15 protein-coding genes and 1 pseudogene are annotated in these 25,880 nt (G+C 64.2%); 15 read left to right on the forward strand and 1 reads right to left on the reverse strand.

Features of this window, described 5'->3' with window-relative positions:
• Positions 1-368: 368 nt before the first annotated feature.
• The 9 genes and pseudogenes from kdpF to FAZ21_RS21360 all read left to right on the forward strand — a co-directional run.
• Positions 369-458 carry a K(+)-transporting ATPase subunit F gene (gene kdpF / locus FAZ21_RS07520; protein WP_136772666.1) on the forward strand — a complete coding sequence of 30 codons (90 nt, stop codon included), beginning with the start codon at positions 369-371 and terminating at the stop codon, positions 456-458.
• Positions 458-2,263: a potassium-transporting ATPase subunit KdpA gene (gene kdpA / locus FAZ21_RS07525; protein ID WP_136772667.1), complete on the forward strand. Its 1,806-nt coding sequence runs from the start codon at positions 458-460 to the stop codon at positions 2,261-2,263. Before kdpF ends, kdpA begins: the two co-directional genes overlap by 1 nt.
• Complete coding sequence (gene kdpB, locus FAZ21_RS07530) at positions 2,260-4,317, forward strand: potassium-transporting ATPase subunit KdpB (protein WP_136772668.1); 2,058 nt, start codon at positions 2,260-2,262, stop codon at positions 4,315-4,317. The genes kdpA and kdpB overlap by 4 nt, the downstream gene beginning before the upstream one ends.
• Before the next feature lie 202 nt (positions 4,318-4,519).
• Positions 4,520-5,089: a potassium-transporting ATPase subunit KdpC gene (gene kdpC / locus FAZ21_RS07535; protein WP_136772669.1), complete on the forward strand. Its 570-nt coding sequence runs from the start codon at positions 4,520-4,522 to the stop codon at positions 5,087-5,089.
• A gap of 133 nt (positions 5,090-5,222) precedes the next feature.
• On the forward strand, positions 5,223-6,047 hold the full coding sequence (locus FAZ21_RS07540) for a GNAT family N-acetyltransferase (protein ID WP_169307298.1): 825 nt from the start codon (positions 5,223-5,225) through the stop codon (positions 6,045-6,047).
• A gap of 138 nt (positions 6,048-6,185) precedes the next feature.
• On the forward strand, positions 6,186-7,643 hold the full coding sequence (locus FAZ21_RS07545) for an HlyD family type I secretion periplasmic adaptor subunit (RefSeq protein WP_136772671.1): 1,458 nt from the start codon (positions 6,186-6,188) through the stop codon (positions 7,641-7,643).
• 10 nt (positions 7,644-7,653) lie between these two features.
• Positions 7,654-7,860: an SPM autocatalytic domain-containing protein gene (locus tag FAZ21_RS07550; protein ID WP_136772672.1), complete on the forward strand. Its 207-nt coding sequence runs from the start codon at positions 7,654-7,656 to the stop codon at positions 7,858-7,860.
• Positions 7,861-8,056: 196 nt separating this feature from the next.
• A complete protein-coding gene (locus tag FAZ21_RS07555) occupies positions 8,057-8,722 on the forward strand; it encodes a hypothetical protein (protein WP_136772673.1) in 666 nt (221 codons plus the stop codon).
• Positions 8,723-8,754: 32 nt separating this feature from the next.
• Positions 8,755-9,120, forward strand: a pseudogene (locus tag FAZ21_RS21360) (Tle-like phospholipase domain-containing protein); the annotation flags it as partial.
• On the opposite strand, the gene FAZ21_RS07560 reads toward FAZ21_RS21360, so the two are convergent.
• A complete protein-coding gene (locus tag FAZ21_RS07560; protein WP_136772674.1) occupies positions 9,051-9,260 on the reverse strand; it encodes a hypothetical protein in 210 nt (69 codons plus the stop codon). The pseudogene FAZ21_RS21360 and the gene FAZ21_RS07560 sit on opposite strands and share 70 nt — an antisense overlap.
• Before the next feature lie 409 nt (positions 9,261-9,669).
• Here FAZ21_RS07560 and FAZ21_RS21045 point away from each other — a divergent pair, with 409 nt between their 5' ends.
• From FAZ21_RS21045 to FAZ21_RS07660, 6 genes are all read left to right on the forward strand, one after another.
• Entirely contained in the window at positions 9,670-16,107 is a 6,438-nt protein-coding gene (locus FAZ21_RS21045) for a calcium-binding protein (protein WP_211243404.1), read from the forward strand.
• 115 nt (positions 16,108-16,222) lie between these two features.
• Positions 16,223-18,367 carry a type I secretion system permease/ATPase gene (locus tag FAZ21_RS07640; RefSeq protein WP_136772675.1) on the forward strand — a complete coding sequence of 715 codons (2,145 nt, stop codon included), beginning with the start codon at positions 16,223-16,225 and terminating at the stop codon, positions 18,365-18,367.
• A 524-nt stretch (positions 18,368-18,891) separates the two neighbouring features.
• Positions 18,892-21,567 carry a DUF4118 domain-containing protein gene (locus FAZ21_RS07645; RefSeq protein ID WP_136772676.1) on the forward strand — a complete coding sequence of 892 codons (2,676 nt, stop codon included), beginning with the start codon at positions 18,892-18,894 and terminating at the stop codon, positions 21,565-21,567.
• Complete coding sequence (kdpE, locus tag FAZ21_RS07650) at positions 21,560-22,261, forward strand: two-component system response regulator KdpE (RefSeq protein ID WP_136772677.1); 702 nt, start codon at positions 21,560-21,562, stop codon at positions 22,259-22,261. The genes FAZ21_RS07645 and kdpE overlap by 8 nt, the downstream gene beginning before the upstream one ends.
• Before the next feature lie 190 nt (positions 22,262-22,451).
• Complete coding sequence (locus tag FAZ21_RS07655) at positions 22,452-25,157, forward strand: M16 family metallopeptidase (protein WP_169307299.1); 2,706 nt, start codon at positions 22,452-22,454, stop codon at positions 25,155-25,157.
• 166 nt (positions 25,158-25,323) lie between these two features.
• Positions 25,324-25,854 carry a riboflavin biosynthesis protein RibA gene (locus tag FAZ21_RS07660; RefSeq protein ID WP_136772679.1) on the forward strand — a complete coding sequence of 177 codons (531 nt, stop codon included), beginning with the start codon at positions 25,324-25,326 and terminating at the stop codon, positions 25,852-25,854.
• Positions 25,855-25,880: the final 26 nt, after the last annotated feature.

Here is a 25,880-nt window from a genome sequence, read left to right on the forward strand (position 1 = left end):
AATTCCACGTCTTGAACCACAGAGCGCGCAGCGCTGCACGGAGAAAATCAAACTCATCACCCCGGAGCCATTTCATGTTTCCGGGTTTCTCTGTGACCCCTCCGTATTCTTGGCGCCCTCAGTGGTTCAAGGTTTGAATTTCCCGGCCTTTCCCCCCGCAATTTTTATCCTTTCTTTATCTTCCGCTCCCCGGCTTTTACCACGTTTTTATGCCCCGCCCGCCACCATGCAGAGCGTGGAGGCGGCGTCATGCCGCACCCCGTACACGGGAGCAAAACGATGGACGCGATCTACCTGGGGTTGCTGGCGCTGAGCTATGCCGCCACCGCCGGCCTGCTCGCCGGGGTGGCCCGGCTGGGAGGCCGGCCATGACCTGGCTTTATGCGGTGGCGGGCTCGAGCGCCGCGCTGCTGTTCGTCTACCTGATCTATGCGCTGCTGCGCGCGGAGCGTTTCTGATGACCTCCAACGCCTACGTGCAACTCGCGCTGTACCTGACGCTGCTGGGCTTGCTGGCCTGGCCGCTCGGGCGCTACCTGGCCGATGTGATGGCCGGGCGCTCGCGCGTCGTCACTGGCCCGCTGGGCGGAATCGAACGCGCCTGCTACCGGCTGGCCGGCATCGATGCCGAGCAGGAAATGGACTGGAAGCGCTATGCGCTGGCGGTGTTGCTGTTCAGCCTGATCGGCACGCTGTTCACCTATGCCTTGCAGCGTGCACAGGGCTGGCTGCCGCTCAACCCGCAAGGGTTTGGCGCGGTATCGCCGGATTCCGCCTTCAACACCGCCGTCTCATTCGTCGCCAACACCAACTGGCAGGGCTACGCCGGCGAAAGCACGATGAGCCACCTGACGCAGATGCTGGCGCTGGCGGTGCAGAACTTCCTGTCGGCCGCAACCGGCATTGCCGTCGTCTACGCCCTGATCCGCGGGCTGGCGCGGCATGGTGCTGCCACCGTCGGCAATTTCTGGGTCGATCTCACCCGCGCCACGCTCTACGTGTTGTTACCGCTGTCGCTGCTGCTGGCGGTGTTGCTGGTGGGGCAGGGGGTGATCCAGAACTTCGACGCCGACCGCAGCGCGCAGACCGTCACCACGGTGCACTACCCACAGGCACGGCTCGACGCGCACGGCACGCCATTGCGCGATGCCGCCGGCCAGGTGCTGACCGACACCTTGAGCACGCGCAGCCAGGTGCTGTCGCAAGGCCCGGTCGCTTCGCAGGAAGCGATCAAGATGCTGGGCACCAACGGCGGCGGCTTCTTCAATGCCAATTCGGCGCACCCCTACGAAAACCCCACGCCGCTATCCAACCTGATGCAGATGCTGGCGATCCTGCTGATCCCGGCGGCGCTGTGTTTTGCCTTCGGCCGCGAAGTGGGCGACATCCGCCAGGGCTGGGCGATCCTGGCGGCGATGGCGCTGCTGTTCGTCGTGTTCGCCTTGGCGGCGATCTGGGCCGAGCAACAGGGCAACCCCACCTGGGGCGCGCTGGGCGTGGACCAGGCTGCCGCAACCTGGCAGGCGGGCGGCAATATGGAAGGCAAGGAAACGCGCTTCGGCATCGTGGCTTCCGCCCTGTTCGCCACCATCACCACGGCGGCATCGTGCGGCGCGGTGAACGCCATGCACGACTCGTTCACCGCGCTGGGCGGGCTGGTGCCGATGTGGCTGATGCAACTGGGCGAAGTGGTGTTCGGCGGCGTTGGCTCCGGGCTGTACGGCATGCTGGTGTTCGCGTTGCTGGCGGTGTTCATTGCCGGCCTGATGATCGGCCGCACCCCGGAATACCTGGGCAAGAAGATCGAAGCGTTCGACATCAAGATGGTGGCGCTGGTGATCCTGGCCACGCCCACCCTGGTATTGGCCGGCACCGCGCTGGCACTGCTGGTCGAGCCGGGCCGCGCCGGCATCCTCAACCCCGGCGGGCATGGTTTCTCCGAGGTGCTGTACGCACTGTCGAGCGCGGCCAACAACAACGGCTCTGCCTTTGCCGGCCTGTCGGCCAACACCCCCTTCTACAACGTGCTGCTCGGCCTGGCGATGTGGTTCGGCCGCTTTGCCGTGATCGTGCCGGTGCTGGCCATCGCCGGCTCGCTGGCCGCCAAGCCGCGCCTGGCCGTCACCGCCGGCACCCTGCCCACGCACGGCCCGCTGTTCGTGCTGCTGCTGATCGGCGCGGTGGTGCTGGTGGGCGCGCTGACCTACGTACCGGCGCTGGCCCTGGGGCCAGTGGCGGAACACCTGGCCCTGAGGGAATCATGACCCATCAACAATTATCGATGTTCGACCCCGCGCTGCTGCGCCCGGCACTGCTGGACAGCGTGCGCAAACTGTCGCCGCGCGTGCAGTGGCGCAATCCGGTGATGTGCGTGGTCTACCTGGGCAGCATCCTGGTGACGCTACTGTGGCTGGCCGCGCTGGCGGGCCATGCCGAAGCACCAGCCGGTTTCATCCTGGGCGTGGCGCTCTGGCTGTGGTTCACCGTGCTGTTCGCCAACTTTGCCGAGGCGCTGGCCGAAGGGCGTGGCAAGGCGCAGGCCGCCAGCCTGCGCGCCGCCAAGCAGCGTGTCCTGGCCAAGAAACTGAGCGCGCCCCGGCGCAGCGCCGGCTACGAACTGCTGGAAAGCTCCGGCCTGCGCGCTGGCGACGCGGTACTGGTTGAGGCCGGCGACGTGATTCCCGGCGACGGCGAGGTGCTGGCGGGCGTGGCATCGGTGGATGAATCGGCAATCACCGGCGAGTCTGCGCCGGTGATCCGCGAATCGGGCGGCGACTTCAGCGCCGTTACCGGCGGCACCCGCGTGCTGTCGGACTGGATCGTGGTGCGCATCACCGCCAACCCGGGCGAAGCGTTCCTCGACCGCATGATCGCCATGGTCGAAGGCGCCAGGCGGCAGAAGACACCCAACGAGATCGCACTGACCATCCTGCTGGTGGCGCTGACACTGGTGTTCCTGCTGGTGGTGGTCACCCTGCTGCCGTTCTCGCTGTTCGCGGTGGATGTTTCCGGCGCAGGCGCGCCGGTGGGCATCACCGCGCTGGTGGCGCTGCTGGTATGCCTGATCCCCACCACCATCGGCGGCCTGCTCAGCGCCATCGGCGTGGCGGGCATGAGCCGGCTGATGCGGGTGAACGTGATCGCCACCTCCGGCCGCGCGGTCGAGGCGGCGGGCGACGTGGACGTACTGCTGCTGGACAAGACCGGCACCATCACCCTGGGCAATCGCCAGGCCACCGCCTTCCTGCCCGCACCGGGCGTGAGCGAGGCCGAGCTCGCAGATGCCGCGCAGTTCGCCTCGCTGGCGGATGAAACCCCGGAAGGGCGCAGCATCGTGGTACTGGCCAAGCAGCGCTTCAACCTGCGCCAGCGCGCGCTGGGTGACCACGGCATCGGCTTCGTGCCGTTCACCGCGCAGACGCGGATGAGCGGCGTGGATTGCGACGGCCGCGCGATCCGCAAGGGCGCGGCGGACGCGGTACGCACCTACATCGGCACGCTGGGCGGGCATTTTCCGGCCGAGGTGGAACGCAGCGTCGAGGACGTAGCCCGGCGTGGCGCCACCCCGCTGGTGGTGGCCGATGGCGCGCGGGTACTGGGCGTGGTCGAGCTGAAGGACATCGTGAAGGGTGGCATCAAGGAGCGCTTTGCCGACCTGCGGGCCATGGGCATCAAGACCGTGATGATCACTGGCGACAACCGCCTGACCGCCGCCGCCATTGCCGCCGAGGCCGGGGTGGACGACTTCCTGGCCGAAGCCACGCCCGAAGCCAAACTGGCGCTGATCCGTGCCACCCAGGCCGAAGGCCGGCTGGTGGCGATGACGGGCGATGGCACCAACGATGCCCCGGCGCTGGCGCAGGCCGACGTGGCGGTGGCGATGAACACCGGCACCCAGGCCGCCAAGGAGGCCGGCAACATGGTCGATCTGGACAGCAACCCGACCAAACTGATCGAGATCGTCGAGATCGGCAAACAACTGCTGATGACGCGCGGCGCGCTGACCACCTTCAGCGTTGCCAACGACCTAGCCAAATACTTCGCCATCCTGCCCGCCGTATTCGTCGCCACCTACCCCCAACTGGCCGCGCTGGACGTGATGCGGCTGGGCAGCCCGCAGAGCGCCATCCTCAGCGCGGTGATCTTCAACGCACTGGTGATCGTGTTCCTGATTCCGCTGGCGCTGCGCGGCGTGCGCTACCGCGCCACCGGCGCCGCGCGGCTGCTGCGCGACAACCTGCTGATCTACGGCCTGGGCGGCCTGATCGCCCCGTTCGCAGGCATCAAGCTGATCGACATGATGCTTAACCTGCTGTGAGCGGCGAACCCCAAATCTCGAAACACACAGGACACGGAGAAAACCAGGAAGACGCTGAGGCAACCCTTGGGAAATCGATAGGAATCCATAGCGCTTTTGGATTTCCTCCTCGTGGTAAACGTTACCCGTCTTTCTCAGTGCTCTCAGTGCTCTCAGTGTTTCAAGACTTGGGGTTTGCTCGAACCAACCAAGGAGCAAGACCATGAAACTGATTCGTCCCGCGCTGGTGTTGTTTACCGCGCTGACTCTGGTCACCGGCGTGGCCTATCCGCTGGCTGTCACCGGCATCGGCCAGGCGCTGTTTCCCCAGCAGGCCAATGGCAGCCTGATCGTGCGCGATGGCAAGCTGATCGGCTCGCGGCTGATCGGGCAATCGTTCACCGACCCGCGCTATGTCTGGGGGCGGCCTTCCGCCACCGGGCCCATGCCCTACAACGGCGGCGCATCCGGTGGTTCCAACCTGGGGCCGGGCAACCCGGCGCTGAAGCAGGCGGTCGAAGCGCGCATCGCCGCGTTGCGTGCCGCCGACCCCGGTAATGCGCGGCCGGTGCCGGTGGAACTGGTCACCGCCTCCGGCAGCGGGCTGGACCCGCACCTCAGCCCGGCCGCCGCACAATGGCAGGCAGAGCGGGTGGCACGTCTGCGCGGCATTTCCACTGCGCGCGTGCGGGCACTGATCGCAGCGCATACCGAAGGCCCGCAATGGGGGCTGTTCGGCGAAGCGCGGGTCAATGTCCTGGCGTTGAACCTGGCGCTGGATGCGGCACGGTGATTGGCGTTTTGCCTTGCTTGGCGAACAGGTGCGCCGGGTCACCCGGTGCGGAACTCCGCATGCGCGGGAGCGGTCTGCATTGCTCCCGCGCCGGGGCTTCACCCGGCGCAAGGCCCGCTTGCCGAGACCTCCCATGTTCTTTGAAATCGATCGCAGCCGATATGGCTCCGTCCTGGCGTTGCTGGACGGACGTCATCCCCACGAAATGCCGCTCCAGGGCGTACTGACCGGACCGCATCGCGGCCACGTGTACGTCGATAATCCCACCAGCCCCGGCGTCGCCATTGTTGCCGCCACCGGCGTCGGCGCCTATTTCTTGGGTGACCCTTACCATCCCCGGCTGCGCCAGCATCTGGACCCATTCATCGAGCACACGCTCAAACCGCGCGAACAGGACGAAATCGGCGCTGAAAGCTTTATCGGCATCGTGCTGGACGACCGCTGGAACGCCACGCTGGAAGCCTCCTTCGCCGCGCGTACCCCCGTACGCGGCCACTACCGCCTGTACCGCTTCGAACCCGGACGCCTTCCCATCCAGCCACGGCTACCGCCGCTACCCGATGGTTGCCGCGTGCTGCGCATCGACCGCGCCATGCTGGTCCACCCGGATAACAAAATGCTGCGCGACGACCTGCTGGAGTTCTGGCCCGACACCGCCACCTTCCTCGCTCACGGCCTGGGCAGCGCCATCTGCCATGGCGCCCAGGTGGTCAGCGCCTGCTTCTCCTGCTACGCCCTCGGCCGCCATCACGAACTGGCCATTCGCCACTACTCGGGGCACTACCGCCACCAGGGCCTTGCCACCCACGTTGCCATCGTCTGCCTGCTACTGGCCCGCAGCACTCGCTGCATCGCGCACTGGGCCTCCGACGACAACCACCCCGCCTCGGCGCGCTTCGCGGAGCGCTGCGGATTCGTACTCGATCAGCGCCTGCGGTATTGGGAGTTCGATTACTGACTTGTCAATTTGAGTTCCTTTTAGCTACCGGAAAGATGTAATGACTAACCGTGGTGCCTGATCAGGCACATAACGGGAAACTGAATGCTTTCTTCGCTGAAAGAAATTTGACGAGCCACTGATGGACTCTTACTCTCGATGCCAAATTTTTGGTTCGAGAATACTGTGTCAAGCCCCTTTTTTGCCTTAATTGGTAAGTATCGACAGGTTTTTTTCGCAGTCTGGGTTGATCGTAAGCAATTAACCCTCATTCCGCGTAATGCATCGGAGCTGGATTTTCTTCCTGCCGCGCTGGAATTGCAGGAAGCCCCCCCTCATCCGGCCGCGCGAGTCACCCTCTGGACGCTGATGGGCTTCCTGCTCATTGCGTTGTTATGGGCCTGCTTTGGCAAGGTGGACATCGTTGCCGTCGCGCCGGGCAAGCTGGTGGTTTCCGACCAGAGCAAAGTGCTCCAGCCGCTGGAACCCGGCGTGGTGACCGCCATCCACGTGCGCGATGGCCAGCAGGTTAAGGCCGGGCAGGTCTTGATCGAACTGGATGCCACCCTGGCGGGGGCGGAGGTCAGCAAAAACCGCAACGCCTGGCTGGATGCGCGGCTGGACCAGTTGAAGGCGCGCGCCCTGCTGCTGGCGCTGGATCAAGGCCGCCTTCCACTATTGCCCGCAGGCGATACCGATCTCCAGAGCGAACCCGACTACCCCAGCCGCAGAAACGCCAAGCAGGCCGACATGCTGAGCAGTTGGCGAGAGTTGCAGGCCAAGCTGGCCACCCTGGATGCCGCCACCGCACAGAAACAGGCTGAGCTAGCGGCCACCCAGGCCCAGGTGCACAAACTGGAACAGACCTTGCCGCTGATGAAGCAGCGCGAAGCGGATTTCAAGGATCTGGCCGAAAAGAACTTCATTTCCAAGCACGGATACCTGGACAAGGAACAGGCCCGCATCGAAACCGAGCAGGACCTATCCAGCCAGCGCAACAACCTCAAGCAACTGGAAGCCGCCATTGTTGCCAATCGCCAGCAGCGCGAAGCCACCAAGGCGGAATTCCAGAGCAGCCAGCACGAAATCCTGGCCCAGGTGGACGAACAGGCCTACGCCTACGGCCAGGACTACATCAAAGCCAAACAACTCCAGCGACAGACCCGCCTGATTGCGCCCGTGGATGGCGTGGTGCAGCAACTGGCCGTGCATACCGTGGGCGGCGTGGTGACCGAAGCCCAACCCTTGCTGGTGGTTGTCCCCCATACCGACCAGATCGAAGCCGAAGTGGTGCTGGAAAACAAGGACATCGGCTTTGTCGATGCCGGGCAGGTGGCTGCGGTCAAAGTGGAAACCTTCAATTACACCCGCTATGGCCTGCTGGATGGCCAGGTGGCCAACGTTACCCGTGATGCCATCCCCGACGAAAAGCTGGGGCTGATTTACCAGGCGCGGGTGAAGCTTACCCGTAACACCATGAATATCGATGGAAAAAATATATCGCTCGCCCCCGGGATGGCGGTAACGGCGGAAATCAAAACCGGCCAGCGACGATTGATCGAATACTTCCTTAGCCCGTTGATTCAGCATGTGTCGGAAAGTGCGAGAGAACGGTGAGGAAAAGAAATTGACGGAATTCAATGGGCGTGAATTGGCTGCCGATGGCCTGCTGGTGCTGGATCGCAACCGAAACGGCAGGATCGACAACAGCCGCGAGCTGTTCGGCGACGCCACGCCCAAATCCGACGGCACCGCGACCAAGGATGGCTTCGATGCCCCGGCAGACCTGGACAGCAACCAGGACGGCGAGGCAGCGGCCGGGTGCGCGAGTTGAGGCAGGGAATCTCTGATTAAAGCAAAATCCCAACGACATTGATACCCGTCAATTACTTTCAGCGGGCATGGGTATTGGATAGGTCGGGTTTATTCAAAGGCTTCTTGGTGATTAATTTTAAAGTGATGGAGATGAATAATGGTTATGCCAAGGCAGGCTAATTCATTACCGCTGGGTAAGGGATTTGGTAGGGTAAATGGTTGAAAAACGGGAAATCATGATGAATCGAATTCTTATGTGGGGCGCAATGGTGTTTGGCGTGGGATGTGGCTTGGCCATGCTCGCTGTTTTGGTTGTGCTGTTTGGCCCTGCTTTGCTCGGGCCAAAAGTGGTGACTTGGCAGGAAGAAGCCAAGCAGGCAGATGGCTCGATACTGGTTTTGACTCGAACCATTACCTTGGGTGGAGGCCATGAGGTGGGGCAAACCGCGCCGGTGGCAGCAGAAACGATCAGCTTTGTGCATCCGAAAACGGGGAAGACGGTTACTTGGAATTCGCCGAGTGATCCTTATTTTTTGGCCGATCCATTTTTGGTTCAGTTGGATGGAGATCGATTGCTTGTCTTAATTCATCCCCGTAGCGTTGGCTCGCGCGAACGATATGGAAATCCATGCCCGTCATTTATTTTGCAAGAAATGATCGGAGGTAAGGTTGTTAATAAATCTGCTTTTGACTTGCCAGAAAAATTCAGGAAAGTAAATATCGTGGTTGAGCCGAAAATTGAGAAATCACTGGAGATTATTGAGGAGGAAAAATACCTCCCTTTGAAATTGGTGGAAGAAATAAATGCTCAACAAACAAACTCAAGATTGATGGCGCTTGATTATTGTTATTGCGGCGGCTACTTGAAAAATAGATGTTGAATTTTTGAATCGATAATTGTGAGGGATGGATTGTGCAGATAACTGATTATGCGTTGCTTTCGGGTAGTGCTTACGAGGAAACACGAGAGGACATAAATAAAATCCCACTTCCGGAGGGATATGTTGAACTGAAGGATTTTGCCAAGTTCAATTCTGTATCCGGCTTCGAAGCCCATGTCTATAAAAGCCCTACCGGCGAAATCGTCATCGCCTACGCGGGCACCAACGCCGGATCGCTGGGCGAAGGCCCCACGCCAGACATGCTGGCCGATGCAGCCTTGGGGCAAGGGTTGCTGCACTCTCAGTTGATTGAAGCGGCAGCGCTTTATCAGCAAGTGAAGTTGGCCTTGGGCGATGGCGCGAATATTTCATTCACGGGCCATTCATTGGGCGGCGGCCTTGCCGCATTGATGGGGGTCTTCTTCGACAAACCCGCATATACCTTCGACCCGGCACCATTCTCGATGGCCGCCAATATGGAGAACCAGCGGGCGTTACTGGAACGCTGGCCGGTCGATCCTGATTTGAAGAGCTTCACCAGCAATATCGACGGCCCCATGAAGTTAACAAGCGGGAACACAATCGACCCGCGTACTCCAGTGCAAAAATTGGTTGACCTCGTTACCAACTCCCACGTGGGGCCGCAATTCATTCGCGGTGAAGACAATATCGTTTCGTTCGCCACGGATGGCGAAATGCTGTCGAACTGGACAACGGTGTTTGCTGGGCTCGGTGTGCGGCGAATCGGCGAGGTGCAGACAGTTACGCATGGCGATACCAATGCGCTGTCTTCTTATCCGATTGACTTGCATTCGATTTCGCTGTTGCAAGGGTTGTTGCTGAATGAGCAATTTCAGGGTTTGACTGGAGCGATTCCAAATTTGGTCAAGTATATTGTCGACCAGGAATTATTTGCTCGTAAAACCGATAGCCGTAGTGTCAACTTCATGGAAATGCTGATCCGCCACCAGATCGGCACGCCGGAATTAGCCGCCGACAACATGCTGGATCGCTTCACCGAAGATCTGGCGACGCTGGCCGGAAATGACGGCCTGGGCGGGCAGGTGTGGGGCGACGTCACCGATGGCCGTAATGGCCTGCTCAAATTGGTATTGGAAAACTACTACAACCAGCGCGACCAATCCTTCGATCATCTGGCGCTGAAAAAAGTACCGGGTGGGATCAGCCTGGACTTGGAAGAAATTGCCGGCGGCCAAGCGATTAGCGGCCTCAAAGGACACAAGGAACTCAAAAGCGGGTTGCTCAACAACATCAGCGTCGGCATCCATCACAAAGCCGCAGTGGAGGCCATCCAAGGCAGGCTGGATGATGCCCAGGTCTGGACACTGGGTGCGGCGCAGGGCCGTTCGCTGGCATTCGATGGGGACGAACGCAACGATCTGGTCGATGCCACGGACAGCACCGGTGCCCAGATCAATGGCGGTGGCGGCAACGACATCCTGATCGGGTCGCGGGCGGGACAAAGCACGCTGAACGGTGGAGAGGGCGACGATATCCTGCTTGCCGGCCAAGGTGGTTCCACGCTGGATGGTGGTGCTGGTAATGACACGCTGTTTGCCTACAACGACGACAACGACACCCTCTCCGGTGGCGAAGGCAAAGACATCTACTACGTCAGCGGTGGCGACACAGTCATCGAAACCGGCCAGGACACCGAAATCTACTACGGTGCCAACAAGATTCGCCTGGTGGGCGGCAAAGCCGTCAAGGGCATGAAGGACACCTGGCGAAGCGCCGATGGCCAGTTCCTGTGGACCCGCGTCGGCTCGGATACCTTCAGGGTAAAAGGGCCTGATGGCGGTTATGTCACCATCAAGGACGAAACGCAGACAGTCAGCACCAGCAGCGGCGGCACCGGTTCTGGTGGCAGTTCAGGTGGCGGCGATTCGGGCGGTGGCGGCAGCGGCGACCCAAGCTCCGGCGGCGGCGAGGGTGGCAGCGGCGACTCCAGCAACCCCGGTGGCTCCGGCAGCAGCGATAAAACCGAAAAAGCCAACCCGGCCGGCATCAACCTGCCGGGCAGCGAAGACGAAGAAGACCCGCCGATTATCGACCCCACGATCATCCCCGACAGCGGCGAAGACGCCAAAAAAGCTCCGCCCACCCGCTATGACCCGCTCACACTCGATCTGGACCACGACGGCCTGGAAACGGTGGGCACGGGCGAGCCCGGATCGGTGCTGTTCGACCACGATGCCGACGGCGTCAAGACCGGCAGCGGCTGGGTCAAGCCGGACGACGGCCTGCTGGTGCTGGATCGCAACCGCAACGGCCGGATCGACAACGGCCGCGAGCTGTTCGGCGATGCCACCCTCAAAGCCGACGGCACGTTGGCCAAGGATGGCTTCGACGCCCTGGCAGACCTGGACAGCAACCAGGACGGCAAAGTGGATGCCCTGGATGCCGCCTTCGCCAACCTGCGCGTCTGGCGCGACCTCAACGCCGACGGCGTCAGCAGCAGCAACGAACTGTTCACGCTGCAACAACTGGGCATCGCCGGCTTCAACGTCGCGCGCACCAGCAATGCCGAAGTGCTGGACAACGGCAACCGCATTGCCGACCTGGGCACCTACTACCACACCGACGGCAGCCTGGATCAGATGGGCACCACCGGGCAGATGGCCGATATCGACCTGGTGGCCGATACCTATCACCGTGAGTTCACCGATACCATCACCGTTCCGGCCGAGTTGCAGGGCTTGCCCGATCTGCAAGGCAGCGGCCGGGTGCGCGATCTGTTGCAGGCGGCGGCCTTGTCGCCGGCGCTGGCTCAGGCGCTGAGCCAGTTTGTCGCCACCGATAGCCGCGCGGACCAGCAAGCGCAGGTGCAGAACATGCTGCACCAGTGGGCCGATACCGCCGATTTCAAAACCTCGCGCGAACAGGCGGCGGAAACCGGCGGTACGGTGTTGTTCCAGTTCAGCAACAGCCAGCCGGTCAAGGTGGATGGCCAGTGGCAGTACAGCACTTACGCCCAGGATTGGCTGCGCCGGCTGGATACCTTCGAAACCTTCTGGGGGCAGAGCTTCGTCAGCTTTGCTGCGGGTGCCAACAACGGTGCCACCAGCATCCGGCAGGTCACCCTGGGGGGCGAGAACGTCACTCTGGTCTCCTTCAACGTCAACCAGCTCGACATCATGGAGCGCGCCTTCGATGCGTTTGCCGCATCGGTGTACGAGGGGCTGGCCCAGCAGACGCGTTACCTGCCTTTTTTCGATGCCATCAAGCTGGTGGTGGGGGAACAGGATTTCCACTTCGATACCACCGGCCTGGCCGCCTTGATCGGGCAGCGGCTGGCTGGCAATCCGGTGGAAGCGCTACAGGATTTGATCGGCTTTACCCGCGCCGGTGAGCAAGCCTTGACGGTGGCCGGCCTGGAGCCCTGGCGCTGGCTGGAAGGCTATCTGGGCGATGCGCGCTATGCCGCTGCCGTAACGCAGGCGCTGGCGCCGTTCCAGAGTGGCGATAGCCTGAACAACTTCCTGTTGGGCCACATGGGATACAACCTCCTACAGGGCAACGGCGGCGATGACGTGCTGCACGGCATGGGCGGCGACGATACGCTCAACGGCGGCGCCGGGGATGACCTGCTGGATGGCGGCACCGGCAATGATCGGTTGTCGGGCGGCGCCGGCCGGGATACCTACCTGCTGGAGCGTGGTACCGGGGTGGATCGCGTCGCCACGGGCAGCCGGGCCTCCGCCACGGAGGACGTCATACGCCTGGGCGCCGGCATTCGCCCGGAAGAGGTCGAATTGCGGCGCATTGGCAGCGATCTGGACATCCTCGTCAACAACCCGGATGGCAGCGCCGACCGCATGGTGGTGGAGCAGTATTTCGGGGATTTCGGCGGCTACCGCGTCAGCCAGATGCAGTTTGCCGATGGCACGGTGTGGGATAGCGCCGAGATGGAACAGCGCTTCATCCAGTACGGCACGGATGCTGGCGAATACCTGCACGTGGCCGACGTGCCGACCAACCGGGTGTTTGCCCTGGGCGGCGATGACATCGTGTTCGGCGGCACCGGCGACGACATCCTGGATGGCGGTGCGGGCAACGACACGCTCTATGGTGGCGAGGGGGATGATCTGCTGAATGGCGGCATCGGCAATGACTGGTTGTCGGGCGGCGTGGGCCGGGATACCTACCTGCTGGAGCGTGGTACCGGGGTGGACCGGATCGATACGGAAAGCCGGGCCTCCGCCACGGAGGACGTCATACGCCTGGGCGCCGGCATTCGCCCGGAAGAGGTCGAATTGCGGCGCTTTGGCAGTGATCTGGATATCCTCGTCAACAACCCGGATGGCAGCGCCGACCGCATGGTGGTGGAGCAGTATTTCGGGGATTTCGGCGGCTACCGCGTCAGCCAGATGCAGTTTGCCGATGGCACAGTGTGGGATCGCGCCGAGATGGAACAGCGCTTCATCCAGTACGGCACGGATGCCGGCGAATACCTGCACGTGGCCGACGTGCCGACCAACCGGGTGTTTGCCCTGGGCGGCGATGACACCGTGTTCGGCGGCACCGGTGACGACATCCTGGATGGTGGCACCGGCGAGGATCGGCTGCACGGTGGTGGCGGGCACGACACCTTTGTCCTGGAGCGCGGCTCCGGGCGCGATTGGGCCTTTACCGATAGCCGCACCTTGGGCGTGGATGATGTGATTCGTCTGGGCGCGGACATCCGGCCCGAGGAAGTCGAGCTGCGGCGGTATGGCACCAACCTGGATGTGATCGTCAACAACCCGGATGGCAGTACCGACCGCATGGTGGTGGTGGAGTACTTCGCTGGCAATCCGGTCAGCCAGGTTTTGTTTGGCGACGGCACGGCGTGGGATCGCGCTGAGCTGGAGCGGCGCTTTGTCCACTATGGCAGCGATGCCGCAGAGACCCTGTCCGGAGCCGATGTGCCGACCAACCGGATCTATGGCTTGGGCGGCGATGATTCCCTGTTCGGCGGTAGTGGTGACAATGTGCTGGACGGTGGAACGGGCAACGACTGGTTATGGGGAGGGGAAGGTCGCAATACCTATATGCTGGAGCGTGGCACGGGCTATGACCGGATCAAGGCCCATAGCGCCGCGGGTAGCGTGAACGACGTGATTCGCCTGGGCGCGGATATTCGCCCCGAAGAGGTGGAATTGCGGCGCTATGCGAACAACCTGGATGTGATTGTCAACAACCCGGATGGCAGCAATGACCGCCTGGTGGTGGAGCGCTACTTCACTGGCGATGTGATCGGCCAGGTGCAGTTCGGCGATGGCACGGTGTGGGACCGTGCCGAGCTGGAACGGCGCTTTGTCCAGTATGGCACCGATGCCAAGGATGCCCTGACTGCGGCGAATGTCGTGAGCAACCGCATCCTGGCGTTCGATGGCGATGACACGGTCTTTGGCGGCACGGGCGTCGATCATGTCTGGGGTGGGAGTGGCAACGACACACTGCATGGCGGTGCAGGCGATGACGTACTCGATGGTGGGGCCGGCAACGACACGCTGTATGGCGGTGACGGTCGGGACACCTATGTATTGGAGCGTGGCTCTGGTACCGATCGAGTGATTGCCAGCAACGCGGCTGGAGGCGTGGACGATGTGGTCCGTCTGGGCGCAGGCATCGCCGCCGAGGATGTCGAGCTGCGGCGCTATGGCAGCAACCTGCATGTGATCGTCAACAACTCGGACGGTACCAACGACCGCATGGTGGTGGAGCGCTATTTCGATGGCTACACCATTGGGCAGGTGCAGTTCGATGACGGTACGGCGTGGAATCGCGCGGAGCTGGAAGGGCGCTTTGTCCATTACGGCAGCGAAAGCGGTGATAGCCTGAGTGCCGCCAATGTCGTCAGCAACCGGATTTACGCGCTAGGCGGCAACGATACGGTAAGTGGCGGTACCGGCACGGATGAGATCCACGGTGGGGACGGCGACGACAATCTATTTGGCTACGCAGGCGACGACGTGTTGATCGGTGGGGCTGGCAACGACCGGCTGTCTGGTGGTGACGGCCGGGATACTTATGTATTGGAGCGTGGCTTTGGTACCGATCGAGTGATTGCCAGTAGCGCGGCTGGAGGCGTAGACGATGTGATCCGTCTGGGCGCAGGCATCGCCGCCGAGGAAGTCGAGCTGCGGCGTTATGGTAGCAACCTGCACGTGATCGTTAATAACCCGGACGGTACTAACGACCGCATGGTGGTGGAGCGCTATTTCGATGGCTACACCATTGGGCAGGTGCAGTTCGGTGACGGCATGGTGTGGGATCGCGCCGAGCTGGAGCGGCGTTTTGTCCACTACGGCAGCGAAGGTGCAGACACGATCAATGCGGCAAACGTGCCCAACAACCGCATCCTGGCGTTGGGCGGCAATGATGTGGTCTACGGCGGCACGGGCGCGGACGAAATCCACGGTGGGGAAGGCGACGACACCCTGTACGGCAAGGATGGCGACGATGTGCTGATCGGCGGTGCGGGCGTCAATCGCCTGTATGGCGGCGCAGGCCGCGATACCTATGTGCTGGAACGCGGTACCGGGCTGGATTGGATTTACGCCGACAGCACGACCTCGGGCGTGGACGATACGGTGCGCATGGGCGCGGGTATTCGCCCGGAAGAGGTGGACCTGCGGCGTTACGGCAACAATCTGGATATCCGGGTCAACAATGCCGATGGCAGCACCGATCTGTTCGCGGTGGATCGCTATTTCAACGGCAGCCCGATCAGCCAGGTGGTGTTCGACGACGGCACGGTGTGGGATCGCGCTGAGCTGGAGCGGCGTTTTGTCCACTATGGCAGCGAAGGTGCGGACACGATCAATGCGGCGAACGTGCCCAGCAATCGCATCCTGGCGCTGGCGGGTAACGACACTGTCTATGGGGCCAGTGGTGCCGACACCATCCTCGGGGGCGACGGCAACGACACCCTGTATGGCAAGGATGGCGACGACGTGCTGGATGGCGGTGTCGGCACGGATCGGCTGGAGGGGGGCAACGGCAACGATACCTACCAGTTCGGTGCCGGCTTCGGCGCAGACCGCATCGTCGAAAACGATGCCACCAGCGGCAACACCGACCTCGCGCAGTTTGCCGATGCCGCATCCGACCAGTTGTGGTTCCGTCGTGTCGGTTCCGATCTGGAAGTGAGCGTGATCGGCACCGGCGACAAGGTCACGGTGGCGAGCTGGTATTCGGGCACCAAGTACCACGTGGAGCAGTTCAAGACAGCCGATGGCAAGATGCTGCTCGATAGCCAGGTGGATGCGCTGGTTTCGGCGATGGCGGGCTTTGCGCCGCCGGATGCCGGGCAGACCACGCTGCCCGATCAGTACCGCGAGCAGTTGCAACCGGTGCTGGCGGCCAACTGGCATTGATGGTTGTTGATGTGCCGGCCGCGGTTTTTTGCGGTCGGCGGTAAGACCGCCCGGCGCATTGGCAGCCAAGCTGTGCTGCCCTGCCGCCGGGCGCTTTTTTCCTCTGGTTCCAATGATGAATACACAAGATTTGGCCGACCCCGCGCAGGAAGCGCCGCGCGTGGATACGGCATTGGCCTGCCTGGTGATGCTGGCGCGGTTTCACCAGGTGGCGATCGAGCCCGATCAGGTACGCCACCAGTATGCGGATACCGATGGCCGGTTGACGGAGGCGGACGTACTCCGCGCGGCCCGGCATGCCGGGTTGAAGGCCCGGGCGGTGGACACGCGGCTGGATCGGCTGGATCGCACGCCGTTGCCGGCCATGGCGCGCACGCTGGCGGGCGAGTGGGTGATCCTGGCCAGGGTGGAGGGCGATCAGGTGCTGTACCACGACCCCATCGCCGGCCGGCCGCAGCGCTGCTCCCAGGAGGCATGGCTGGCAATGTGGAGCGGGCGGCTGATCCTGTTCACATCGCGTGCCAGCCTGGCGGGCGATCTGGCGCGCTTCGATTTCAGTTGGTTCATCCCCGCCGTGGTCAAGTACCGCAAGCTGCTGGGCGAAGTGCTGCTGGTGTCGTTCGTGCTGCAACTGATTGGTCTGGCAACGCCGCTGTTCTTCCAGGTGGTGATGGATAAGGTGCTGGTGCATCGCGGGATCACCACGCTGGATGTGATCGCGGTGGGGCTGTTGGTGGTGTCGTTGTTCGAAGTCGGCATGACGGCGCTGCGCACCTATGTGTTCAGCCACACCACCAATCGCATCGATGTCGAGCTGGGCGCAAAGCTGTTCCGCCATATGCTTGCCCTGCCGCTGGCTTACTTCCAGGCGCGACGGGTGGGCGATTCGGTGGCGCGGGTACGCGAGCTGGAGAACATCCGCAACTTCCTCACCGGGCAGGCGTTGACCTCGGTGCTGGATCTGTTTTTCTCGGTGGTGTTCCTGGCGGTGATGTTCTACTACAGCGGCTGGCTGACGCTGATCGTGGTGCTGTCGCTGCCGTGCTATGTGGGGCTGTCGGTCCTGATCACGCCCATTCTCAAGGCCAGGCTGGACGAGAAATTCGCGCGTGGCGCGGAAAACCAGTCGTTCCTGGTCGAAACCGTGAGCGGCATCGAAACGGTGAAGGCCATGGCGGTGGAGCCGCAGGTCACCCGGCGCTGGGATAACCAGCTCGCCGCCTACGTGGCAGCCGGGTTCAAGGTGTCGCACCTGGGCAACCTCGGCAGCCAGGGCGTGAACCTGATCCAGAAGATCGTCACCGTGGCCACCATGTGGATGGGGGCCAAACTAGTGATCGAAGGCAAGCTCAGCGTGGGGCAATTGATCGCCTTCAACATGCTGGCCGGGCGCGTGGCCAGCCCGGTGATGCGGCTGGCGCAGCTTTGGCAGGATTTTCAGCAGGTGGGCATTTCGATGCAACGGCTGGGCGATATCCTCAATACCCGCACCGAGATCAACCAGAGCCGGGCGCAACTGCCGCCGATCCAGGGCAGGATCGAATTCGACCAGGTGCATTTCCGCTATCGGCCCGATGGCCCGGAAATCCTGCGCGGCGTCAGCCTGGAGATCAAACGCGGCGAGGTCATCGGCATTGTCGGTCGCTCCGGCTCCGGCAAGAGCACGCTGACCAAGCTGCTGCAACGGCTGTATGTGCCGGAACGTGGCCGGGTACTGGTCGATGGCGTGGATCTCGGGCTGGCCGACCCGGCGTGGCTGCGACGTCAGATCGGGGTGGTGTTGCAGGAAAACCTGCTATTCAACCGTAGCATCCGCGACAACATCGCCCTGGCCGACCCGGGCATGGGCATGGATGCCGTGATCCGTGCCGCCCAACTGGCCGGTGCGCACGAGTTCATCGTCGAGTTGCCGGAAGGCTACGACACCATGGTGGGCGAACACGGCACGGGGCTGTCGGGTGGGCAGCGGCAACGCGTGGCGATTGCCCGGGCACTGGTGACCAACCCGCGCATCCTGATCTTCGACGAAGCAACCAGTGCGCTGGACTACGAATCGGAACGCATCATCCAGAACAATATGAAAGCCATCTGCCAGGGCCGTACGGTGCTGATCATCGCGCACCGGCTGAGCGCCGTACGCGAGGCGGATCGCATCGTGGCGATGGATCGTGGCCAGATCATCGAACAAGGCCACCATCGCGAGCTGATCGGGCGCGATGGTGGATACTACGCACGGCTGCACGCCATGCAAGCGGGGTAGTCGAAGGCGGCTGCGCGCTGAGGCGAAATCCGGATCGGGCAACACAGAGGGCACGGAGAGCCCAGCGAAAGGCGGGAGGAATCCAAAGCGGGAAGAAACGAAGCGCCGCAAGGCAGCGGCCGGCTCCCCCTCGCCTTTTTGTGATCCTCTGTGTTGCAAGATTTGGTTTTCAGCTACCCGTGGGTAAAACCGGAATCTTGAACCACAGAGAACACCGCGGGGGTACAGAGAAAGCCTCGGCAGTGCGATGCGGCTGATTTTCGTGCCTGGGGCGTGTCATCCAATGTTTCGCGACAGCGCTGCGGGTTCGGGGCATTTCGGGCACCGCACGGCATCGCCGGCCGCTTGCGGTATCCATACCGCCGCGCGTCCAGCGCCTGGCGCGGCATCCCGAATTGCACCGAACGCTGTCGTGAAACATTGGATGACACGTCCTGGCGGGATGCTCGATTTTTACCCCGTTTTTATGCCGCATTCTCTATGGTCCCGGTGTTGCAACGCTTGGGTTCAGGAACAAAACAGCCATGACCGACCACCGCCCCGATCCCGATCAGTTGCTCGCCGAGTTGCGCCGTGAGGAACACCAGGCCGCACGGGGGAGGTTGAAGGTTTTCTTTGGCGCCTGCGCCGGGGTGGGCAAGACTTTTGCCATGCTGGAGGCCGCGCAGGCGCGCGCGCGCGAGGGCGTGACGGTGCTGCTGGGTGTGGTGGAAACGCACGGCCGGGCCGAGACGGCCGCGTTGCTGGAAGGGCTGCCTCGCCTGCCGCCGACGCAGGTGGAATATCGTGGGCACGTTCTGGCCGAGTTCGATCTGGATGCCGCGCTGGCACGGGCGCCACAGTTGATCGTGGTGGACGAATACGCCCACACCAACGCCCCGGGCAGCCGCCACGCCAAGCGCTGGCAGGATGTCGAGGAACTGCTCGCCGCCGGCATCGATGTCTACACCTCGCTCAATGTGCAGCACCTGGAAAGCCTGAACGATGTGGTCGGGCGCATCACCGGCATCGTGGTGCGCGAGACGGTGCCGGATCGCGTGTTCGATGCCGCCGCCGAGGTCACGCTGATCGATCTGCCGCCGGACGAACTGCTGGCGCGGCTGGCCGATGGCAAGGTTTATCTGGGCGAGCAGGCGGCGCGCGCGGCGCGGCATTTCTTCCGCAAGGGCAATCTGCTGGCGTTGCGCGAGCTGGCGTTGCGGCGCGTGGCGGATCGAGTGGATGCGCAGATGCGTGCCTATCGCGCCGACCAGTCGATCCAGCCGGTATGGCATGCGCGCGAGCGGCTGCTGGCGTGCGTGGGCGCCGGTCCCGGCGCCGACCGCTTGCTGCGCAGCACGGCGCGGCTGGCGGCCAGCCTGCACGCGGACTGGCTGGCGGTCCATGTGGAAACGCCACGAACGCAGCGGCAGCCGGATGCGCAACGGCAGCGGACATTGAAATCGCTGGCGCTGGCGCAGGAACTGGGCGCCGAAACCTGCGTATTGGCCGGTGCCGACGCGGTCGCCACGCTGCTGGCGTATGCGCAGAGCCGCGATGTGTCCAGACTGGTGGTGGGGCGCTCGCCCCAGGGTGGGTGGCGCCGTTGGTTGCGCCCCGGGCTGGCGGAACGGCTGGCGCAGGCCGCGCCCGACATCGATCTCTACGTGGTGGCGCAACCGGCTGGCGAGCCCGCCGCGCCGCAGGGCGAGGCGCTGGCCGGCTTTTATGCCGACACCGGGGCGCCGCAGCGCGCGTCGCGCGGTTACCTGGCCGCGTTGCTGGGCTGCGCCGCCGTCACCGCCATCGCCGCGCTGTTGCATCTGGTCTTCGATCCGGCCAACGTCATCATGCTGTACCTGCTGGCGGTGATCGGCGTGGCGCTGCGCTATGGGCGCGGCCCCGGCGCTGCCGCGTCGCTGCTGGCAGTGCTGGCCTTCGATTTTTTCTTCGTACCGCCGCGCCTGTCGCTGAGCGTATCGGATACGCAGTACCTGCTCACCTTCTGCGTGATGCTGGCGGTGGCGCTGGTGGTGGGGCAGCTCACCGCGCGGCTGCGCTTCGAGGCCACCGTCGCCACCCAGCGCGAACGCCGCACTCGCGCCTTGTTCGATCTGTCGCGCGAGCTGGCCGGCGCGCTGACCGCCGAACAGATCGTCGAGATCGCCACGCGCCACCTGGGCGCGGTATTCGGCGCTCGCGTGGCGTTGTTGCTGCCCGATGGCGCCGACCGTGTCCGCGCCGCCGCCGATGCGATGCCGGTGGATGCCGCCGTCGCCCAATGGGTTTACGAGCATGCCGAGGCGGCGGGGCGCGGCACGCGCACCCTGCCTGGCGCCGACGCGCTCTACCTGCCGCTGCGGGCACCGATGCGCCCGCGCGGCGTGGTGGCGCTGGCGGCCGAGGCACACGCGCTGGCGCTGCCCGAACAGCGCCGCCTGCTGGATACCTGCGCCAGCCAGATCGGGCTGGCGCTGGAGCGCGTGCATTACGTGGACGTGGCGCGCGACGCCATCGTCGCGATGGAGGGTGAACGCCTGCGCAACAGCGTGCTGTCCAGCGTATCGCACGATCTGCGTACGCCGCTGACCTCGCTCACCGGCCTCGCCAGCCTGCTGGCCGAGCGTGAGCTCGATCCGGCGCAGGCGCGCGAACTGGCCGCCAGCATGCGCGACGAAACGCGGCGCCTGTCGCAACAGGTGACCAACCTGCTCGACATGGCCCGGCTGGAGGCCGGCGTGCAGCTCAACCCGGCATGGCAGCCGATCGACGAAGTGGTGGGCACGGCCCTGCGCGGCGCGGCGCCCTGGCTGGGCGCGCACCGGGTGCGCACCGTGCTGGCCCCCGATCTGCCCATCCTGCGTTTCGATGGCGTGCTGATCGAGCGTGTATTGCTCAACCTGCTGGAAAATGCCGCCAAGTATTCGCCGGCTGGTGGTGAAATTGTCGTGTCCGCGCGCGTGGTGGATGGCGCGCTGGTGGTGAGCGTCTCCGACGACGGCCCCGGCTTGCCGCCCGGGCCGACCGCGCGGCTGTTCGACAAGTTCGGCCGGGGCGAGGTCGAATCCGCCACGCCCGGCGTCGGGCTGGGGCTGGCGATCGGCAAGGCCATCGTCGCCGCGCACGGCGGTATCATCGATGCCGCCAACCGCGCGCCGCATGGCGCGGTCTTCACCTTCACCCTGCCGATCGAACCCGCGCCGAGCCTGCCGCATGAATGACGTTTCCATCACCGTGGTGATCATCGAGGACGATCGGCAGATTCGCCGTTTCCTGCGCGTCACGCTCGAAGGCGAGGGCATGATCGTCCACGAGGCCGACACCGCGCGGCAGGGGCTGATCGACGTGGGCAACCGCAAGCCCGATCTGGTGATCGTCGACCTGGGCCTGCCCGATCTGGACGGCGTGGAACTGATCCGCAAGCTGCGCGGCTGGGCCACGTTGCCGATCCTGGTGATTTCCGCGCGCACGCAGGAGGCCGAAAAAGTGGCCGCGCTCGACGCTGGCGCCGACGACTACCTGACCAAGCCATTCGGCATCCCCGAATGTCTGGCACGCATCCGTGCGCTGCTGCGGCGCCACGCCGGCAACGCCGCTGGCCCGGCGCAGCGCTTCGGCTTCGGCGAGGTGAGCGTGGACCTGGCCGCGCGCCAGGTGACGAAGGGCGGCCAGCCGGTGCACCTCACCCCGATCGAATATCGCCTGCTGGCCACCTTGATCCGCCATGCCGACAAGGTCCTCACCCAGCGCGACCTGCTGCGTGAAGTGTGGGGCCCCTCGCACACCGAAAGCAGCCAGTACCTGCGCGTCTATATGGGCCACCTGCGGCAGAAGCTGGAAGACAACCCGGCGGACCCCCGGCATATCCTCACCGAAACCGGGGTTGGGTATCGGCTGCTGAGTGGCCGGGGCTAGGTGTCGAGTTGCATCCGTTCAATGGTTCTCACGCGCGCCGGGGGGCAAGCCAAGATAACGCTGTGCCCCGATGTGGTGTGTGTTTATCATGGCACGCATTATTTTTTTCTTTCCTTGGGCTTTCCTGTTTTCGATGAAATCTGTTCGACTTTTCTGTCTGCTCGCGGCGTTATTGCTGCCTTGTTCTGCCATGGCCGCCGATGTGGTGCGCGAAGGCTCGCTGGCCAACGGCCTGAATTACATGGTGCGTAGCCATGCCACGCCCACCGACAAGGTGGAACTTCGCCTCTTGGTGCGGGCGGGATCGATGCACGAGGCGGACGACGAGCGGGGCATCGCGCATCTGGTCGAGCACCTGGCGTTTGGCCGCACCCGGCATTTTGCGCCCGGCGAAGTGGTGGATTTCCTCAATGGCCAGGGCATGCGCATCGGCAGCGACAGCAATGCCTACACCTTTCATCATTTCACCAACTACCAGCTCAGCGTGAACCCCGACGTCACGGAGCGCGCCATGACGTTGCTGGCCGACTGGGCGGATGGCGGCATCGTGTTCGATCCCGCCATCGTCGCCAGGGAGCGCACCATCGTGCTCGATGAGATGCGCCTGGGCGAAGCGCAGTCCAAGGGGTATGGCGAATACCTGGACGCGATGTTTGCCGGGTCACGCTACGGTGAGCGCATGCCGATCGGCCAGGAGGCGGTGGTCCGCGATCTGCCGCTGGAGCGGATCGAGGCGTTCTACCGCCGCCACTACGTCGGGCCGCGCATGACGTTGCTGGTGGTGGGCGACATCGACGCAGCGCGGGTCGAAGCGCAGCTGAAGCAGGCGTTCGCCAGGGTGCCGGCCGGGCCGGCGCCGGACGAGCCCGCCGCGGTGGCGCTCAGCGGCGAGCGGCGCAGCTTCACCGAATTCCAGGCGCAATGGGCGCGGCGCTCCCAGCTCAACTGGGCGTGGCTCGAGGCGCAGCCGGTGTCGCGCCCGTTCGAGCAGGAGCTGGCCGATTACCAGCGTGTGTTGGCGATGATGCTGGTGCAGGCGCGGCTGGGGGCGGAACCCGGCTATTGGCCACTCGTCAATCTGACTCCGCAGTACCGGCAGTGGATCCTGCTACTGAACAGCAAGCAGGGTGGCGACCGTGCCACGGTCGAACGGCTGTACGGCACCATCGAAGCCGCCCGGCGCGACGGTTTCGGCGATGCCGAAGTGGCCGACGGCAAGCGCCGGCTGCGGGAGTTGATCGAAGCCAACCACCCGCTGGACGCCGCACGCTGGACCAGCGCGGCGCTGGCCGACCAGTATCAGGTGGCCGCGCTGATGCGCGACAACTTCTACGAGCCGGCACAGTTGCACGCCTTGTTCGACCGCTTTGCCGAGCAGACCGATGCGGCGGCGGTGACCGAAGCCTGGCGCAGCCTGAGCGCGCAAGCGTCGCAGGTGGTTTCGGCCTGGCGCGCGCCGAGCGAGAACGCCACGACCTTCGTCGGCATCGACGACGGTGAGGTGGCACAAGTGGTGGCCGATCTGGGCGCGCGCGACAAGCTGGAAGCCGGTCAGGCGGCGAATACCGTGCAATTGATGGACCATTTGCCCCCATCGGGGCAGATCACGGCGCGCGAGGCGGCACCGGGCGGCGGCGTGTTGCGTCTGTCCAATGGCGCCACCGTGGTGTGGCAGCGGCAGCGTTCGCCCAGCGAGCAGATGGGGCTGTTGCTGATGATCGAGGGCGGCCAGTTGTCCGCCACGCGTCCCGAGTGGCTGGCGACCGCCGCAGTGCCGTTCTACCTGAACGAAGTTGGCTGGGGCGGCCTTTCGCGCGATCAAGTGCAGGCTGCGCTGGTCGGCAAGGCCACCACGATGTGGCCGTGGGTCGATCTGGACATGCACGGCCTGGGCGGCACCGCGCGTGCGGAGGAACTCGAAACGCTGCTGCAACTGGTGCACCTGCAATTGCTGGAGCCCCCGCCCAGCGCCGTCGCGCGCGACTACGCGCTGTCGCGGCTGAAGGGCGGTAGCGGCGAATTCCTGGGTGCGGCATCGTGGCAGCGGCTATACGCGCCGCAGGTCTGGCCCTATGACAACTGGAAGGATCAGGACTACCGCCTGCTGTTCCCGCTGGAAGTGGTCACCGCGCACCGCAACCTGTACGGCGATCCGGCGCGCTGGACCGTGGCCATTACCGGCGTGGCCGATCCGGCCCGGCTGGAAGCGCTGGTCGCGCGCTACCTGGGCAGCGTGGCGCCACGCACGCCCAGCCGCGCCGCGCCGGCGCCGCAGCGCCTTCAGGCCTATGCGCAGCATGTCTATGGGGGTAGCCAGCCCGGCAAGCGCGAAGCCAGCTTCATCTGGCGGGTGATGGCGCCGGAGGATTTCAACGGTGACGATGCATGGATCGCCTATTCGCTGGTGGACATCCTGCGCCAGCGCCTGATGGCCAGCCTGCGCTTCGAGCAGGGCAGTGCCTATGGGGTGGCGGCCGGGCACGGCATGTTCCGTTCGCTGGGGGTTGGCATGTGGCTGCGCACCAGCGGCCCCGCCGAGGCCTGCGCCCGCACCATCGAGACCACGGTGGCGACCATCGGCCAACTGGCGCGCGAAGGCGTGACCGACGCCGAGTTCCAGATGGCGCAGGCGCGCTCGCGCAAATGGGTGGCCGATCTGCCGCAGATGCCGGCGGACTACGCCAGTGCCATCGCCTTCCAGTACGGCATGGGCGGCACGGCCGCGCTGGCGTTCGACCCCGCGAAGCGCTACACCCAGGCGCAGCTCGATGCCGCCGCCGCGCGCTGGCTGGCGCCCGAACACCTTTATCTGGAACGCAACGGCTGCGCCGGCACCTGGGGTGACCACGATCTGGCGGCGCTGTGGCAGGCTCCGGCCCGGGTGGCGGGGCAGTAGGGCGTGTCGTCACCTGTTTCACGACAGCGAAACAGGTGACGACACGCCCTAACCTCCTACAACAAGTCCCGCATGGGCCCGACAGTACGGCCGCGCGGCGCGGCGCACACTTGTCGCATCCGGCCGCCTTCCGACAGGGGGCGGCCTCGACTGCGAGGAGAGTTCGATGCTGAGCGAACTGATATCCGGCGAGCGGGCGCGTACCAAGATTGCCGCCTTGTTCGATTCCGAATCCGCGGCGGCCAATGCCGCCAACCGCGTGCAGCGCACCGCTGGCGTGCCGGTGGGGCAGGTACAACTGGTATGCCCGGGCGAGCGCCATTTCGGGCGCAAGCTGGAGCCCGAAACACGCGGTATCGTGCGAACCGCCATCCGTGCGCATGTCACGCTGGGGCTGGCAGGCGCGGTACTGGGACTGATTGTCTATGGCGTGCTGTACATCGCCGGCAACCCGGCCGTGGTCAGCAGCCCATATGTGGCGGCGGTGCTGGCGGCGGTGTTCGGGCTGGTGTTCGGCCTGCTGGCCGGTGGCCTCGCCACCGCGCGGCCCGATCATCAGGCCGTGGTTACGCCGGTGCGGGACGCGATCAAGGCGGGGCGCTGGGCGGTGGTGGTGCATCCGGCGTCGCCCCAGCAATGCGACGATGCGCTGAAGGTGCTGCATGGCGTGAGCAACGAGGTGGTGCGCACGATCTGACCGGGGTGTTTCCCCCCAATGAAACA

Source organism: Chitiniphilus eburneus, assembly GCF_005048205.1.
GTDB lineage: Bacteria > Pseudomonadota > Gammaproteobacteria > Burkholderiales > Chitinibacteraceae > Chitiniphilus > Chitiniphilus eburneus.